Annotated in this window: 12 protein-coding genes; 4 read left to right on the forward strand and 8 right to left on the reverse strand. The window is 51.2% G+C overall.

Translation table 11 applies throughout. The features are described from left to right. Positions 1 to 361 precede the first annotated feature (361 nt). A complete protein-coding gene (locus tag QM016_RS03125) occupies positions 362 to 2,008 on the forward strand; it encodes an ABC transporter ATP-binding protein (protein WP_282710130.1) in 1,647 nt (548 codons plus the stop codon). Here the strand turns inward: QM016_RS03125 and ispF are convergent. The 8 genes from ispF to tatA form a co-directional block, all read right to left on the reverse strand. Continuing rightward, positions 2,005 to 2,481, reverse strand: coding sequence for a 2-C-methyl-D-erythritol 2,4-cyclodiphosphate synthase (gene ispF / locus QM016_RS03130; protein WP_016477865.1), 477 nt, complete (start codon positions 2,479 to 2,481; stop codon positions 2,005 to 2,007). The two genes, QM016_RS03125 and ispF, sit on opposite strands and share 4 nt — an antisense overlap. 1 nt (position 2,482) lies before the next feature. Then, complete coding sequence (ispD, locus tag QM016_RS03135) at positions 2,483 to 3,292, reverse strand: 2-C-methyl-D-erythritol 4-phosphate cytidylyltransferase (protein ID WP_282710131.1); 810 nt, start codon at positions 3,290 to 3,292, stop codon at positions 2,483 to 2,485. Then, on the reverse strand, positions 3,289 to 4,368 hold the full coding sequence (disA, locus tag QM016_RS03140; protein ID WP_282710132.1) for a DNA integrity scanning diadenylate cyclase DisA: 1,080 nt from the start codon (positions 4,366 to 4,368) through the stop codon (positions 3,289 to 3,291). Before disA ends, ispD begins: the two co-directional genes overlap by 4 nt. 148 nt (positions 4,369 to 4,516) lie before the next feature. Then, the gene (locus QM016_RS03145; protein WP_282710133.1) at positions 4,517 to 7,138 is read right to left on the reverse strand and encodes an ATP-dependent Clp protease ATP-binding subunit; all 2,622 of its coding nucleotides are present in this window, start codon (positions 7,136 to 7,138) and stop codon (positions 4,517 to 4,519) included. A 192-nt stretch (positions 7,139 to 7,330) separates the two neighbouring features. Further along, complete coding sequence (locus tag QM016_RS03150) at positions 7,331 to 8,323, reverse strand: 2-dehydropantoate 2-reductase N-terminal domain-containing protein (protein ID WP_282710134.1); 993 nt, start codon at positions 8,321 to 8,323, stop codon at positions 7,331 to 7,333. A gap of 42 nt (positions 8,324 to 8,365) precedes the next feature. Next, on the reverse strand, positions 8,366 to 10,441 hold the full coding sequence (lysS, locus tag QM016_RS03155) for a lysine--tRNA ligase (RefSeq protein WP_282710135.1): 2,076 nt from the start codon (positions 10,439 to 10,441) through the stop codon (positions 8,366 to 8,368). Positions 10,442 to 10,517: 76 nt separating this feature from the next. After that, entirely contained in the window at positions 10,518 to 10,997 is a 480-nt protein-coding gene (gene greA / locus QM016_RS03160; protein WP_282710136.1) for a transcription elongation factor GreA, read from the reverse strand. A gap of 71 nt (positions 10,998 to 11,068) precedes the next feature. Beyond that, positions 11,069 to 11,302 carry a twin-arginine translocase TatA/TatE family subunit gene (tatA, locus tag QM016_RS03165; RefSeq protein WP_016477872.1) on the reverse strand — a complete coding sequence of 78 codons (234 nt, stop codon included), beginning with the start codon at positions 11,300 to 11,302 and terminating at the stop codon, positions 11,069 to 11,071. 108 nt (positions 11,303 to 11,410) lie between these two features. On the opposite strand from tatA, the gene QM016_RS03170 reads away from it, so the two are divergent. From QM016_RS03170 to mgtA, 3 genes are all read left to right on the forward strand, one after another. After that, positions 11,411 to 12,271 (forward strand): fused MFS/spermidine synthase, encoded by an 861-nt coding sequence (locus QM016_RS03170; protein ID WP_282710137.1) that lies wholly within the window; start codon positions 11,411 to 11,413, stop codon positions 12,269 to 12,271. 20 nt (positions 12,272 to 12,291) lie between these two features. Beyond that, positions 12,292 to 13,944 (forward strand): malolactic enzyme, encoded by a 1,653-nt coding sequence (locus QM016_RS03175; RefSeq protein ID WP_282710138.1) that lies wholly within the window; start codon positions 12,292 to 12,294, stop codon positions 13,942 to 13,944. A 516-nt stretch (positions 13,945 to 14,460) separates the two neighbouring features. Then, complete coding sequence (gene mgtA, locus QM016_RS03180) at positions 14,461 to 17,289, forward strand: magnesium-translocating P-type ATPase (RefSeq protein ID WP_282710139.1); 2,829 nt, start codon at positions 14,461 to 14,463, stop codon at positions 17,287 to 17,289. Positions 17,290 to 17,381 lie beyond the last annotated feature (92 nt).

Here is a 17,381-nt window from a genome sequence, read left to right on the forward strand (position 1 = left end):
AAAAAACGATACTATAGTATGATGCTACTCACAAGATTTGAAATTTAATACAAAAAGATAGTAAGCACAATACCACTCGGCCGATAGTAACATTATCGAAATACACACTTCTTATCTGCGTATTTACTACTTATTTTTAAATCGTTTCACAAAATCGGTACCGTTCACGTAATACCTCTTTTGTATTCTTTCCAACGGAAATAATAGAGGTGTAGTTTTTAGACAGCAAATGAATCATATTGCTTTACTAAGTCCCTAAATTAAGGTTCTCGCACTTGATGTAACCCGGGACTGAAAGTGCAGACTCAACATAGGATTCGTTTGAAGATCTGCACAGTAACGATTGAGGGTACAAAAGACTATGCGTAAGTTAATTCTATATTGCTGGAATTCAATAAAGAACAAAGCAACGTATACAGGATATATGGCTCTAAAGTTGCTTAAAGCCCTTACAGATGCGTCCCTTCCTTTTATTACCGGGTGGGTTATTAATCTACTTGTTGCCCAAACGAGCTTCTACGAAACTTTTGTTCCCTGTGCCCTCATTGCTTTTTTGGGAGTATTGTCAGCTCTTTTGGAATACTTTTCTGACCTTATATATACCTATCTACAGTCAGACTCATCATTTGTGCTAGAAGCTGATGCTATTAAAAGGATACAGTACACGAGGCAAGACTTTTTCTCTTCCTATGATCCTGCTTACTATCATCGCAGTGTTAACAACGATGCAAGTACCATATCAATTTTCTTTTTAATATCCGGTTCGCAAGTCATAACAAGCACAGTAACTGTTGTGGTCATTATTGGAATAGTTGCCTCAATCAATATCCTTCTCGCCTTCGTTTGTTGTCTTCTGACGCTTTCAGTGGGATTTGTATACAGTTATTTCCATAATGAGATTTTTAAAAAGAACTATGAGTGCAAAGAAGAGCTTTCTAAATATGCTTCCTGTGAGTTCAGCCAATTTAGCCAAGTTGATTTCATTAGGCGCCATGTATTATTTAGCCACTTCGCCCATGCACTCAAGGAAACCTATCAAAAACTTCGCGCCGCTGTTTACAGCAGCAATAAGTTGATTGCAAAAGTCAAAGCCCAAAATGGTGCATTAACCGCCTTTTGCCAAGCAATACTGTTTGCACTAGGAGTCTACCAAATTTCTATAGGGAATATGCAGGTAGGATATCTTGCTACTATAGCCAGCTACTATTCAATGCTTACCTCTGCCGCAATGTATTTCACGGAATTCGGTCTTGAATATCAGAGCAGCCTCGTGAGCTACGAGCGTCTTATGAAAATTTCCACACTGCCAACAGAACCAAACGGAATGCAGGTACTTGATACTAAGATCGAATCTCTTGTTTGTACAGACGTAAGCTTTACCTATCCCAATAATACAAAGCCAGTTCTTACCAAAACAAACGCTGCCTTTGAACCGGGAAAATTATATGCACTCACGGGTCACAATGGCTGTGGAAAATCTACTCTACTTAAACTTATAGATGCTGAATGGAGCGGACTATACGATGGAGCAATAGATTACAATTCGACCGAACTAAGTAAGCTTGATCATTATGTACTCAGAGAGGACATAGTTGGATTCACCGAGCAAGAACCGATGATTCTTGAAGATACAATCTGGAATAATCTTACGCTTCTTTGCAAAGATGAGCCCTCTAAAGAGAAGGTCGTGAGCCTTGTTGAGCAGTTAAATCTCAATCATCTGATAGATTCTGCTCCTCAGGGATTTAATACGATACTTGATGATTCCCATCCAAGTCTTTCAGGTGGCGAGAAACAAAAAGTTGCCATTATTCGTATGATATTGAAGAACCCACAGGTAATGCTCCTTGATGAACCAACTTCGGCTTTGGATAAAAAGAGCATAGGGCAGCTTATTTCGTTACTCAATAATCTCAAACAAAATCATATCGTTATCGTAGTTACACATGATCAAAGGCTACTAGATTCTTGTGATTCCATTGTTGAGTTTCCTGTGAAGAAAGCTTAAGACTCCAAAATCACAACTGCCCAGGCGGCGATTCCCTCGCCTGCGCCGACAAAACCAAGCCCTTCGGTGGTGGTGGCCTTCACACCCACACACGCCTTGGATACCTCCAAAGCCTCAGCCATCCGCGAACGCATGGCATCACGATATGGCATAAGCTTTGGTGCCTGAGCAGCGACTGTACAGTCGCAATCCACAATATGATAGCCTGCTTTTCTCACCCGCCGGGCAACAGCAGCGAGAAGATCCATGGAATCCGCACCCGCATACGCGGGGTCGCTGTCAGGAAAAAGCTGGCCGATATCACTCTCACGAAGTGCTCCCAAAAGCGCGTCCATCAGAGCGTGCGCAAGGACATCTGCATCCGAATGACCCAAAAGTCCCCGCTCAAAGGGTATCTCTACACCGCCCAGCACGAGCTTTCGCTCCGGCACAAGTCGATGCACATCATATCCGTGTCCAATGTGAAGTGCCACCTTATGCCTCCCCGCCGTCAAACAAAATACAGGAGTCGGCACCATCCATGAGATGCTTGCCGAGAAGCGCTTCACAGATGGTAAGGTCAGAAGGATAGGTTACCTTGATGTTGTCATTTGATGACTCCACCACTTCAACCACGCCACCCAAATGCTCAACAAGCGAAGAATCATCCGTTGCCGCTATCCGTTCTTGAAGAGCTCTTTCATGGGCTTCAATCAAAATCTTCTTGCGAAAAACCTGCGGTGTTTGAGCAGCCCACAAAAACGAACGGTCAGGCGTACTTACAATGGTAGAACCTTCAACGCGCTTGAGCGTATCCACGGCACGAGTCGCACAAATAGCTCCTGCAAGAGCAGCATCTGAGCGCACGCGAGAAATAACGCGTTCAATGGTCTCCACTTCAATGAGCGGACGTACCGCATCGTGTACGGCCACCAAATCAAAGCCGCGTGGAGTTGCCTTAAGCGCAGAATATACCGATGCTTGGCGCGTCTTTCCTGATGCAGCAAAGGTAATTGGCTTATGCAGCTTAAGGCCTGAAAGCACTGACTCTCGCACGGCATCCACTTTTTCCGGAGAACATGCAATGACCACGTACGCAATACTCGGCGCATGATCAAACGCCAAAATGGACCAGCTCATCAAAGGCAGTCCGCAAAGGTCAATGAACTGTTTACCACCCGGATAGCCAAAGCGCTCACCGATACCGCCGGCAACAATCACGGCCACGGTATCGGGGCCATTGTTCTTCTCGACAACTTGGGCGCAAGAATTCTTGGTTTGTGTGCAGGCGCCGGAAACTCTCATTCGGACTTCCCCCACATGCGGCGCAGCGCATTGGCCAGAGCGCCGGGATTTTCTATACCCAAATCACCAAGGCGGTTGGGATTGGTTTCAGCGACGTTCAGAAGCTCCTGCAAAGAATCGTATTCGTCAACGATCTTTGCTGCCATATCGTCTCTGACCATCGAGACACGCGAAAGCGTTCGAAGTCCCAAAGGAACCATAGCCGCATCGGTTGGAAGATCCTCGCTGTAGCCAAGAATATGGCCTACAACCTGAGATGATCTGAGCTCCGTGTTCTCTGTTTCATGGAACGCACGGCGTATCGTCCGCGCGTTTTCAACCGAGGAGTCCTTAGCATAGTCACGAATCATAAGGTCATACGCTTCGTTCACACCGCCCAGGTATTCTTCACGCTGCATGGACGTTATCTTGCCCTCGGTACCAAGCTCAAGAATACGCGCATCGAGCTGCTCCGCCACTTTCATGAGCACCTCAAAGAGATAAAATGTCTCGGCGACATCTCCAAGTGTTACATAATTGTCCAGCTCAAGAGCGGTAAGACGCAAAAGTTCACGGTCAAGCGCTTGGCGCGTGTTTTGCATGGCAACCGAAAGCTGGCTGACGGCCGTCATAATCGCAGGAACAGCCTTTAGTTGAATGGCGCGACCATCAACGTAAACCGTAATCAGTGAGCGACGAGAAGAAACGGCCACCACAATCGATTTGGTCAGCAGGCTCATGCGAGCTGCTGTGCGATGCCTTGTGCCTGTTTCGGCAGTCGGCAGCGAGGCGTCCGGGTTCAGGTGAAAATTGGCGCGCACGATGCGGGTAAGGTCCTTATCGATGACCACGGCACCGTCCATCTTGCAGAGCTCAAACAGGCGGTTTGCGGTAAATGAAACGTCCAGAGCGAAGCCGTCACTGCCCGCCGCAAGCACGTTCTCACGATCCCCCACGCAAATGAGAGCGCCGAGATGTCCCGCGAGAATCATGTCAAGCGCCATGCGCAGCGCCGTTCCCGGAGCGGTCATCTTGATAGCAAGCGCCTGCCGAGCGTCCGTATCATCAAGTGTTTGTGTAAGCTGTGAAGACTCCATAACGCTCTCCCGTATGAAAGCCGGCTCCGAAGAGCCGGCAGTCCGTTACAGTAAAGTATACGGGTTTTTATCAATCACGCCGCGAGAAGTGCAAGCCGCTTAGACATCAGGTTCTTCTCGCCCCGTCAAAGCGCTTCTCGCCGTATGTTTAGTCGGCAGACGATGCCAGACCGGAACCTTGCGCAGGCGTCTTTGGCTCGGGCATTGCAGGAAGGTTGAACGTATCCTCAACGCGCGCCATGCTTTCACGCTTGCGCGGCGCGGGAATCTCTCCTTTGGTCTTCACAAACGAGAGGCTTTCCCCCGTATCGTCCACATCAACCAGTACGATATCGCCGGCCTGCCACTTTCCTTCAAGCAGCTCTTCTGAAAGAGGGTCTTCAATCATTGCCTGAATGGCGCGGCGAAGCGGACGAGCTCCATAGACGGGGTCGGTTCCGTTTTTAGCGATAAGGTCCGCAGCGGCATCGGTAAGCTCAATGGACATGCCGTTCGCAATCAAACGATCGCGGAGCTCAAGAACCATCAGGTCAACAATGCTACGAAGCTGTTCTTTCGTAAGCGACTTAAAGACCACGATCTCGTCCACGCGGTTCAAAAACTCAGGACGGAAACTACGCTTGAGCTCACTCATCACGCGACTTGAAATCTCTTTATCGGAAAGACCACCGGAGCCTTCAGCCGAGAAACCCATGGTGTTGGTCTTTGCGATTTCTCGCGCGCCGATGTTGGACGTCATGATAACGACCGTGTTAGAAAAGTCCACATGGCGGCCTTGACCATCCGTCAGACGACCCTCGTCCAAAATCTGGAGCAGTACATTGAACACATCGGGATGAGCCTTTTCAATCTCGTCAAAAAGGAGAACGGAGTACGGACGACGACGCACCGCTTTAGTAAGTTCGCCGCCTTCGTCGTATCCCACATATCCTGGAGGCGCGCCCACGAGCTTAGCCACGGTATGGCGCTCCATATATTCAGACATATCAAAGGATATGAGCGTATCCTCGCTACCGAAGAGGAACTCCGCCAGCGATTTTGCAAGCTCCGTCTTGCCAACGCCCGATGGCCCCAAGAAGATGAACGAACCGCCGGGACGGCGCGGATCCTTGAGCGGACTGCGGGAACGCCTGATTGCCTTGGCAACCTTTGCCACGGCTTCTTCCTGACCAATAACGCGCTTGTGCAGGATATCTTCCGTGCGCAGCAGGCGCGAAGCTTCGGTTTCAGTCAAGCTCGACACCGGAACGCCTGTGATGCTGGAGACTACTTTGGCTATATCATCTTCATCAACGGTTACGATATGCTCATCAAGCTCCGCACGCCAATTCTTCTCAAGTTCGTCACGTTGAGCGAGAAGTTTTTTTTCTTCATCGCGGAGCTGCGCTGCGCGTTCAAATTCCTGAACGGAAGCGGCTTTTGCCTTGTCTTTGCTCACGCGCTCAAGATCGGCGTCTACCTGAGCAATTTCAGGCGGCAGCGACATCTTGTGAATGCGGGCGCGGGCGCCAGCCTCATCCAAGACATCAATAGCTTTATCAGGCAGGAAACGATCTTGAATGTAGCGATGGGAAAGCATGACCGCCGCATTGATAGCGGCTTCGGTATAGCGCACATGGTGATGCTTCTCATAACGATCCTGCAGACCGTAGATGATGCTGATGGTGTCGTCCGTACTCGGCTCACCGATGTTCACAGGTTGGAAACGGCGCTCGAAGGCCGCGTCCTTCTCGATATGCTTGCGATATTCTTCCGCTGTAGTTGCGCCTATGACCTGAATCTCTCCGCGCGAAAGAGGCGGCTTCAGAATTGAAGCAGCATCAATGGAGCCTTCCGCTGAACCGGCACCGATAACGGTATGAATCTCATCTATAAAGAGAATGTCGTTTTGAGATTGCTCCAGCTCCGCGACGACCTTCTTCATGCGGTCCTCAAACTCACCGCGATATTTGGAGCCTGCTACGAGACTGGCAAGGTCAAGCGTCCATACCTGCTTACCACGAAGAATATCTGGCACATTACCTGAAGCGATAAGCTGCGCTAACCCTTCAACAATGGCCGTCTTGCCTACTCCCGGGTCGCCAAGGATAAGCGGATTGTTCTTTTGGCGGCGCGCCAACACCTGCATAACGCGCTCAATCTCGCGGTCGCGGCCGATTACGGGATCAAGCTTTTCGTCTGACGCAAGTTTGGTCAAGTTGCGGCCAAACTGTTCAAGCATAGAACCATCACCGGAACTGGAAGTAGCACGCTGGGGTCCTCCAACGGGCATGCCAAAAATGCTCGGATCCATGCGAACATCTTGTATGGCCGGACCTGACCCGTCAGGTGCGCCGGACTCAATCAGATTTTCAACGGCGGTACGCACGGCATCACCAGAAACGCCCATCGTACGCAGGGCGTCCATAGCGCGGCCGTTGCCCTCGGATACGATGCCTAAAAGAAGGTGCTCGGTGCCGATATAGGTTTGCCCATGCGTCATGGTCTCACGATACGCGTCTTCAAGTACGCGTTTAGTGCGCGGAGTAAAGGGAATGTGTCCTCCGGGAACAGGATCGCCCGAACCTGTGGTCAGCTCTTTTACCGTTGCAAGGGTCTCCTCGTACGTCACGTCAAGCTTGGCGAGCGCTTGAGCCGCAATACCCTCACCCTCTTTTATCAGAGCAAGAAGCAGGTGCTCCGTACCAACATACAGCTGGTCAAGATTGCGCGCCTCATCTTGCGCAAGACTCATGACCTTACGGGCTTTGTCTGTGAATTTATCAAACATTGCAGATAAACCTCTCTGTCGCTTTTCGGAGGTTTATGTACCCAGTATCGTCGGATGCAAACATAGCGCCGGTTGTCGGGTCAGGTTAGGTCAGTTCCACTTCCTGATATCCCATACGCTTCAGCTTCTGTTGTAGTTTCTGTTTCAGTTCTGCGCACATTGAGCTTCTACTTCAGTCCTGCGCACATTGGCTCACACCGCCCGCGTATCATTTTCCGCTGCATCGTATTCTTGGTGCAGCTGCTCCCAGGTAGGCATCATGTTTCGCAGCTGATCAAAGGTTGTCATGGAAAAGGACGGGTTCTGCTCCCGTAGCCTATTAAATTCCTGATCCAAAAACTGCATTTCTGTGACAGCATTCCTGCAATGGTCGCTGGCGGCAAGATCTCCAAACTTCGTTTTAGCGGCAATCCACATGACCACCGTTAGTAGCAATCCACGTATTCCGGAAAAATTCCGATCCTCATGTTTAGGACGAATTGTAGTTCCGATAGACTTCAAAAAATCATACGCTTCCGCTCCGGCACGGATGTATGCTTTCGTATCGCGGTAGGTACAGGTTCGCAGATTGCAATGATGCAGATAACAAAGGTATGCAATTGGAAGAACGAATGCCACATGGCAGCGATACCAGCTTTGCATATCGTCCATAAACGTTACCTTCATGTCGGAGGTGGCAAATATCTGCTGAAAGAACTCTTTTTCTTTGCCACTTACATCACTGCTTACATGACCAATGGTTAGTTCCGGAGTACCGAAGGTAATTACCTCCGTATAGTCTTTATGGCGCACGCCCGCACTGGTCTGAAAACCAAATACAATTTGATTCGCATTCCAGCCGTAATCAATCAGCCGCTGCTGCATTTTTTCACTCTGCAGATTGTTTCCTACAAGCACAACATACTTTGCCTGAACACGAGCTAGTGTATCCACTATTTCGGTCTGCTGCTGATTTTGCATGATGGAAAAAACAACATCATAGGTATTTCCATCGTACTCACCCAGCACCTCGGGATAATCTGTCCACTCTTTGTTACCAGAGTATGTATGAATTCGAAGTCCCTGTTGCTCCAGAACCTCTTTCCACCGGCCTCTTGCGATAACCGTAACCTCATTTCCAGCGCGGCAAAGCTCATGCGCTGTTAATGAACCGATTACACCAACGCCATAGAGTAAGACCTTCATAGCCTGCCTCCTCTGGTACAAGTTTGATGCGCCTCTGTCGGATTAGTACAGTTTGGCGCCTGCCGGAATGCGGTTATCCACCATCAGAAGATGCAGTTCTTCCTCGCCGTTTCGCTCGTTCACGGCAGAAAGCAGCATGCCACAAGAATCAATACCCATCATGGCTCTGGGCGGGAGGTTTGTGATAGCAATCAAAGTCTTTCCAACCAATTCGTCCGGCTCGTAATAAGCGTGAATTCCGCTTAAAATCACGCGGTCCGTATCCGTTCCATCATCCAAGACGAACTTGAGGAGCTTCTTACTCTTTGGTACAGCCAAGCACTCCTTGACCTTGACGGCGCGGAAATCACTTTTGCTGAACGTATCAAAATCCACAAAATCAGTGAACAACGGTTCAATTTTCACTCCGGAGAAGTCAATCTTTTCGTTTGGCGCGAAGAAGCCGCTTGCCTCAGAAGCAGTCTCTGCCGCGACCTCAGACGTGGCCTCAGACGCGGTTTCAGATGCGCCCTCTTCTTTGGCTCCTGCATCCTCATGCGCTTCTTTATTGTTCGGCCTTGAGGGTCTCATTTGCGGGAAGAGCAGAACGTCGCGAATCGAAGGTTGATCACAGAAGAGCATAATCATGCGATCGATTCCGTAACCGACACCGCCTGCGGGGGGCATACCGTACTCAAGAGCGCGGATGAAGTCGTAATCGTACTCCATGGCCTCATCATCGCCCTGACGCTTGGCCTCCATTTGAGCGGCAAAACGCTCTTCCTGATCCACGGGGTCATTAAGCTCAGAATAGGCGTTTGCATATTCGGCACCCTTGATAACCAGCTCAAAGCGATCAGTCAGACGAGGATCATCGTCTTTACGCTTGGTTAAAGGAGATACTTCTGCCGGATAGTCACATACAAATGTCGGATTTATGATGCTTTTCTCGCCAAGCTCATCGTAGATCTCAAAGAGAAGCTTTCCGGCTCCCCACTCAACGTTCCACTCGATATCAAAGCGATCAAGCACCTCACGCAATTTTTCAACGGGGGTGTCAATGGAGAGATCCTCACCCGTAACCTCAGACGCTATCTCTGAAAGAGGCGCCACACGCCACTCACCCGACAGGTCAATCTCGGTACCCTGGAAGGTAATAACCTCGTGGCCAGCTTCGTAGCCGCAGGCACGGCGAGCGATATCCTGGAAAAGCTCTTGAGAAAGTTTGCGCATACCGGCCAAATCAGAGTAGGCAGCATACGCTTCCATGGAGGTAAACTCGGGGTTGTGCGTAAGATCCATACCCTCGTTTCTGAATTGACGACCAATCTCAAAGACGCGCTCAAGGCCGCCAACAATCAGACGCTTGAGCGGTAGCTCGGTAGCAATGCGCAGATAGTTTTCGGTGTTTAAGGCGTTGTAGTGCGTGATAAACGGCTTGGCATTAGCGCCACCGAGAATCTCCTGCAAAACGGGAGTCTCTACCTCCATATAACCGTCGTCTTCCATATGCTGGCGGATGATGGAAATGATTTGAGAGCGCTTACGGAATACCTCGCGTACCTCAGGATTCATAATAAGATCAACGTAGCGCTGGCGATAGCGGACTTCGCGATCAGTAAGACCGTGGAACTTCTCTGGCAGCGGGCGCAGCGACTTAGACAACCACCTCAGGCGAACAGGCGCGATGGAAAGCTGGCCGCGGCGAGTGCGCATCACCGTACCGGTGGCACCGATAATATCGCCCAAATCAAGCATGCCGAGAAGATCCCAACTTGCTTCATCGAGATTATTGATACGGCAGAACAGCTGCAGCTGACCGGTATGGTCTTCGATAACGACAAAGGCAATCTTGCCCTGATTGCGAATGGCGCGGACGCGGCCCGCAACAGCGTATTCGTCTTCAGTGCTCTCGCCGTTCTCAAGCGCGGCGTAGCGTTCTTCCAGTTCGGAAACGTGCGCGGTAACCTCAGACTGTATAGGATACGGATTGATCCCGGCATCAAGTAAGGCTTGGCGGCGAGCCCTGCGCTGGGCGCGCTCGTCATTGACTGACACTTCAGCGCTGTTTTTCTCGGCGGCATTGTTCTTCTCGGCAACACCATTCTTTTCGACAGCGTTTTGCGCGTTTTCCGACATGCATCCTCCTGGGATTTCAATAAATAAGCCCCGCGCCGGACAGACACGGGGCGAACTCTTGTATGTTCCGGCCGGTCTAGCGGGTAATTGCGGTAATGGTGTATTTCTTCACCTTGCCGTTCGGCGTGGTGAATTCTACCTTGTCGCCCTTTTTATGGCCGATAAGCGCCTCTCCTGCGGGTGATTCGTTTGAAATCTTATGTTCAAGCGAATTGGTCTCGGTGGTGCCCACGATAATGTACTTTGCCGTCTTTCCCTTTGCGTCTTCAAACTCAACGGTAGTGCCAATGGCTACCGTGATTCTGCGCTTGCTGCCGCCTTCAACGACTTTCGCGACAGAGAGAATCTGACGGATCTCATTGATGCGGGATTCGTTGTGCGACTGCTCTTCCTTGGCGGCGTCGTACTCGGAGTTTTCGGAAAGGTCACCAAAGCCGCGAGCTTCCTTGATGCGTTCTACAATCTCGTCATGCTTTTCGCCCTCGCGATACGCGAGCTCTTCAACAAGCTTTTGACGACCTTCGGGGGTAAGTACAATCTCTTTGCTGGTATCCATCGGATTCTTTCTGTTAATAGGACTGGTGCAGGGTTGACTGGATGTGGTCTGGCGTTGCGCGAGAAGCGCGTTTACTCGGCCTTCTTCTCGTCCTCGACGATTTCCACATCAACGTCATCGTCCTCCTTCTTGGAAGACTTCTTGGCGTCTTTGTCGTCGTCAATATCTTCTTCCATACCCTCGCGAACAGACTTGACTGTCTGACCTAACGACTTACCGAGCTTCGGAAGGTTCTTCGGCCCAAAAATCACAAGAACGACCACGAGAATAATGAGGATCTCAGGAATGCCAAGACCAAGAATCATAGGAACTACCTCCGTGACAATTTAAGTGTATATCGCTCATTCACGCGTACGCGCGATGTCGCATCCGCTAGTATAACCGAGAAAGCAACGGAATAACAAGGAATTAGTATGCTCACATCTGATCTACAAGCGCTTCTGCTTTGGTCGCTCATCATTTGTCTCGCGATTATCGGTATTTACCTGCTGTTTTTATGGATTCTTCGACTTCGCGGCATTTATGTCACGCGTACGAAATTTGGCGTCACAATGGTGTTTGACTCCGTCGACACCGACAACACTCCCGTGCGCCTTCTGAATGTCAACGGAACGTACCAGTCGGTAAGCTACATACCCAAACAGCTCCGCGCCGAGCTGGCAGTTGAGTATCATCGCCTTATGGCACGCTTGATTGAGGAGGTCACCGCCACGCCGCGAGAAGAGCCGCGCGACCGTGTGCTCGTCTTGGGAGGCGGTGGATTTTCGCTCCCGAAATATCTCATCGCTCACTGCCCTCAGCTGGATATCACTGCCGTAGAGATTGATCCCAAGATTGTCGCAATTGCACATGAGCGTTTCTTTCTTGATGAAGTGCTCGCTCAAAGCAACGCTGATCACGGTGGCAGAGTGCATATCATCACGGACGACGCCTGGAAGGTTCTTCAAAACGAGAAAGCTGACTCGCTCGCTGTTATCGTAAACGAGGTGTTTGCAGGTAAAAAACCTCTTGGCCCCATGGAGACCGCTCAAGGAGCGGCGCTGGTACATGAGCGGCTGCGCAAGGGTGGCCTTTACCTGGCAGACATCCGCTGCCCTTTGGAAGGTCCCACGTCAGCGCCGCTTGCTGAAGTCACTAAGGAATTTGGAAGCGTTTTTGCCCATGTAGTCTACATTCCGGAATGGCCCAGCACGCCAAAGACCGCGGGAAACAACGTATTTCTCGCTACAGACGCGGATATCGCGTATCCAAAAGGTACTATTGTTGTGAAATAAAACCGACATCGGGAGGCATCATGAAGCGCGGCCTTGACCTTTTGAACGACCCTTTTCTGAACAAGGGAACAGCTTTTACAGCTGAAGAGCGCGCAAAGTACAACCTTGTGGGACTTTTGCCTCCCCATATTCAAACCATTGAGGAGCAGGTCAGACAAGCCTATGAGAACTATTCGACAAAGGCTGATAGTGAGGCTAAACGCCACTATCTGATGCGTTTGTTCTCAAAGAACCGGACTCTGTTCTATAACCTCTTCTCCAAGCATCTTGAGGAATTCATGCCCGTGGTGTATGACCCCACCATCGCGCCCGATATCGAGAAGTACTCTGAGCGCTACGTCGATTCGCAATATGCCTGCTTCCTGTCTGCTGACCATCCCGAAAGCATCGAGGCGTCGCTGGTCAATGCCGCCGCCGGCCGCGATATCGACCTCATTGTGGTTACCGACGCCGAAGCAATTCTCGGCATCGGCGACTGGGGCACAAACGGCGTTGAAATCTCCGTTGGCAAGCTCATGGTATATACCGCGGCCGCCGGTCTTGACCCTAGCCGCGTCCTTCCAGTTGTTATCGACGCGGGCACTCATCGCCAAGAACTTTTGGACAGCGATCTTTATCTTGGCGAGCGTCACGGACGCTTTGATGACGAGAAGTACTACGAGTTTGTTGACCGCTTTGTCACCTGCGCTGAACAGCTGTTCCCCAACCTCTATCTGCACTTTGAGGATTTCGGGCGCAGTCATGCGACCGTATTGCTCGACAAATACAAAAATACCTATCCCGTGTTTAATGATGACGTTCAAGGCACCGGCATTGTTACCCTTGCTGGTATTTTAGGCGGTCTGAATATCACCGGCGAAAAGCTCGCCGACCAGATCTATCTCTGTTTTGGCGCCGGCACCGCAGGCTGCGGCATCGCTAATCGTATTCTGCAAGAGTTTGTGGACCAGGGTGTGGACCGAGAAGAAGCACGCACGCATTTTTACCTGGTAGACCGCCAGGGGTTGCTTTTTGACGATATGAATTCCTTGACGCCTGAACAGCGTCCCTTCGCCCGCAAACGCTCCGAGTTTGAAGACGACGCTGACCTTACAACGCTTCTGGACGTAGTACGCGCCGTTCATCCCACCATTATGGTAGGAACGTCTACCGTCCACGGGGCTTTTACCGAAGACGTTGTCAGAGAAATGGCCGCTCTCTGCAAGCGTCCTATGATTTTCCCGCTCTCTAACCCCACAAAGTTAGCCGAAGCCACAGCCTTTAATGTGCTTACGTGGACCGAAGGACGCGCGCTGGTAGCCACCGGAGTTCCATCCGATGATGTCACGGTCAACGGCGTCACCTACCAGATTGGTCAGGCAAATAACGCCCTTATCTACCCCGGTCTTGGTCTTGGCGTTCTCGCCTCAAAAGCACGTCTTCTAACCGATCAGATGATTTCTTTGGCAGCTCACTCCCTGGGCGGCATTGTCGACACTACACAACCTGGAGCCGCAGTTTTGCCTCCCGTTTCCCGCATCACCGAGTTCTCGGAACGTATCGCCACAGGCGTTGCTAAAGAGGCTGTCAAGCAGGGGTTGAACCGCAAGCCAATCACGGATGCCTCAGCTGCCGTCCATAACCTCAAATGGGTTCCGGTCTATCAGGAACTTGAGGTGCACTTGTTGAGCTGACCGTCTATCTGCCTGTATTTACGCAGCGTACCCATTACCTCAAATCCGCGCGACGTACTCCGAGCGCAAGCGTGTAAAGATTGATCGCCCTCCTATGGTCAGCATGAACAATGAGCTGCAGGAAAACTTCCGTGGCACAATCACAATGGCTCAGCGAAGCCCTTGACCTTTGCAGAGTATATCGCTACGCTACTGCCAGAAATGGCTTATGGACGCGTTGTCTTTATGCATCGATTATCAGGTAGTTTTAGGCAGTTTGATCTCCCGTATAAGGAGGTGCTTTATGTCCGATCACAGTCGAAGTCCCCGTTCAAGCGCGGAGCCCCATCTTTACGCGTTGTGGCTTTCCTTCGGCATAAAGCGCTGCGAAACTTGCCGCGTTCTTCTCGCCCGCCAGTCCTTCGTTTCTTACCGATAAGAACGACACAACTTATGTGAAGCATATGTTCCGCGCCAGGTTCTCACCCACCGGCCGACGCCGACACACTCGGCATGACTCCGAAACGGAGGTGCGCAATGTCTTCAACCAGGCGCGCAATTCACAACCACAGCAACCGTACGCTCACGAGCGGAGACCTCGGAACTCTGCTGACCTTTGCTGCCGCCCACTCCGAACGCAGCGTCTGTCACAAAGCACACACTACGCCCCAGGGGCTGCCGATTGACATCGCTCAGGCCAAGCTTGACCTCAATGGTCCCAACGCTATCTCGGAGGCCGTTGAGGATCCAGCGGTTATTCGATTTATCAAAAGCTTTGCAAGCCCCTTTACACTCATTTTGGTAGTACTCGCCGCAATCTCCTATGTCACCAACGTTATGCTGGCGCCACCCGGAGAAAAAGATCCCTCTACGGTCATCATCATTGCCGTTATGGTGCTCATCTCAGGCATCATTGATTTCGTGCAAAGTTCAAAAGGCGCTTCTGCAGCCGCGGCGCTCTCAAAGATGGTTACCGCCACCACATGCGTAATCCGCCAGCCAATCAGCTTTGACAGCTTCGATGATGAGGCTGCAGCTGCCAAAGACAGCAACGGCTCCGGCAATCATACCGAAGCCGCCGGAGATAACGACAGCTTTAGCGCAGAAATCCCTTTTGCCGAGGTAGTCGTTGGAGACGTAGTGCTTCTCGCCAGCGGAGACATGGTACCTGCCGACTGCCGCGTGCTTGACGCCAAGGATCTCTTTGTAAACGAAGCTGCCCTGACCGGAGAATCCGAGCCTGTCGAAAAGCTGACGGGTGTTGTTCACGCGCGGCGGCGAGCCGATGGAACACGCTATCCGCTTTCCCTCTCTGAGTGCACAAATCTGCTGCTCGCAGGTACCACCGTACAATCAGGCAGCGCTCGCGCCGTTATAGTGGCCACAGGAGACGAGACCTATGTAGGGCGCATTTCAAAGGCGCTCAGGCAGCCGCCTGCCGAGACAAGCTTCGATGCGGGTTTGAAATCGGTCTCTAAGGTTCTTGTTGTCTTTATGCTGGTCATGTGCCCGATTGTGCTGCTTGTCAATGGCATCATGAAAGGAGACTGGCTGGACGCGCTTTTGTTCAGCGTCTCGGTTGCCGTCGGCATTACGCCGCAGATGTTGCCCGTCATCGTCACCACCTGTCTCTCACGCGGAGCCACGCGGATGGCAAAACAAGATGTCATCGTCAAGAGCCCTTCTGCCATTCAAAATCTCGGCGCCATCGATATCCTCTGCACCGACAAGACCGGCACCATCACGGCAGACGAGGTCATACTTGAGCGTCATCTGAACGTCCTCGGCGAGGAGGACGAATCCGTTTTACGCCATGCTTTTTTGAACAGCTATTTTCAGACAGGGCTTCGCAATCTCATCGATAAGGCCATCATCAAAGCTACTAGGCGCCTTACTGATATAGACCATCTGACCGGCGATTACCTCAAAATCGATGAGGTTCCCTTTGATTTTGAGCGTCGCCGTATGAGCGTGGTGGTCAAGGACGACTCGGGCAGAACCCAGATGATTACCAAGGGCGCCGTCGAGGAAATTCTCACCGTCTGCACCTCCGTTGATCTTGGCAGCGAGGTGTCTCCCTTGACCGAAGCGCAGCGCCGCGAAGTGCTTCGACGCGTGCAACATCTCAACGCCGAAGGCATGCGTGTCATAGCGGTAGCGCAGAAGGACGACCCGCGGCCGGTAGGTGAATTTGGCGTCGATGATGAGTCCGAGATGACTCTCATTGGCTATCTGGCATTTCTTGATCCGCCTAAAGCAAGCGCTGCTGAAGCTGTCAAAAAGCTTGGCGAGAGGGGCGTCAGCGTCAAAGTTCTTACGGGCGATAATGAAGGCGTCGCGGCGGCCGTTTGCGAAAAAGTCGGCATCAAAGTCGACGTGCTTCTTTTGGGCGAAGAAATTGAAGCTCTCTCCGATCAGACGCTCCGTAAGCGGGTTGAAGAGACGCAACTCTTTGCCAAACTTTCTCCCATGCAGAAAGCGCGTGTTGTTGAAGCGCTCCGCCGAAATGGCCATATCGTAGGCTTTATGGGCGACGGCATCAATGACGCGGCTGCCATGCGTGCTTCTGACGTCGGCATCTCTGTGGATACTGCCGTTGATGTAGCGAAGGAATCAGCTGACATCATCCTGCTGCAGAAAGATCTTCTCGTCCTTAAAAGCGGTGTTGAGGAAGGCCGGCGTACCTATGGCAATACAATCAAATACATCAAGGCAACCGCCAGTTCAAACTTCGGAAATGTTCTTTCGGTTATGGTTGCCAGTATTCTGCTTCCGTTTTTGCCTATGTCCGCGCTCCAGCTCTTGCTCTTGGGACTTGCTTATACGCTGACCTGCATCGCAATTCCCTGGGATACGGTTGATGAGAGCTTTTTGGCAAAGCCCCGCTCATGGGAAGCCCGCTCCATTACAGGCTTTATGCTCTGGATAGGACCGGTAAGTTCCATCTTTGACATACTCACCTTCGCGCTCATGTTCTTTATCATCTCCCCGGCCCTTTCAGGTGGCACCTGGGCAGAACTGACCGCCTCCGGCGCTCTCGCCGCCCAAACTCTTTTTATCGCGTCATTTCAGACAGGCTGGTTCATAGAATCCATGTGGACCCAGACGTTTGTCCTGCACGCTTTGCGCACCGAGAAACTGCCTTTCATTCAAAGCCGCCCCTCTGCAGCCCTGACAGCGCTTACGATTATTGGCATCGCAGCGGTCAGTGCACTGCCTTTCCTGCCTGTAGTATCTACCGCCCTCGGTCTAGTTCGTCTACCGGTAGTCTTTTTCGGCTGGCTTTTAGCGCTTATGCTTGGCTATCTGATTCTTATCAGCATCGTCAAGACAATCTACATACGACGGCATGGCTCACTGCTGTAACCCATATATATCATCAAAACTTTGCACACCGAGAAACTGCCTTTCACTAAAACTGATGCCTGCAAGCACGCTTACTTGCAGGCATCGTCTTA

The organism is Lancefieldella sp. Marseille-Q7238, from assembly GCF_949152215.1.
Classification (GTDB): domain Bacteria; phylum Actinomycetota; class Coriobacteriia; order Coriobacteriales; family Atopobiaceae; genus Lancefieldella.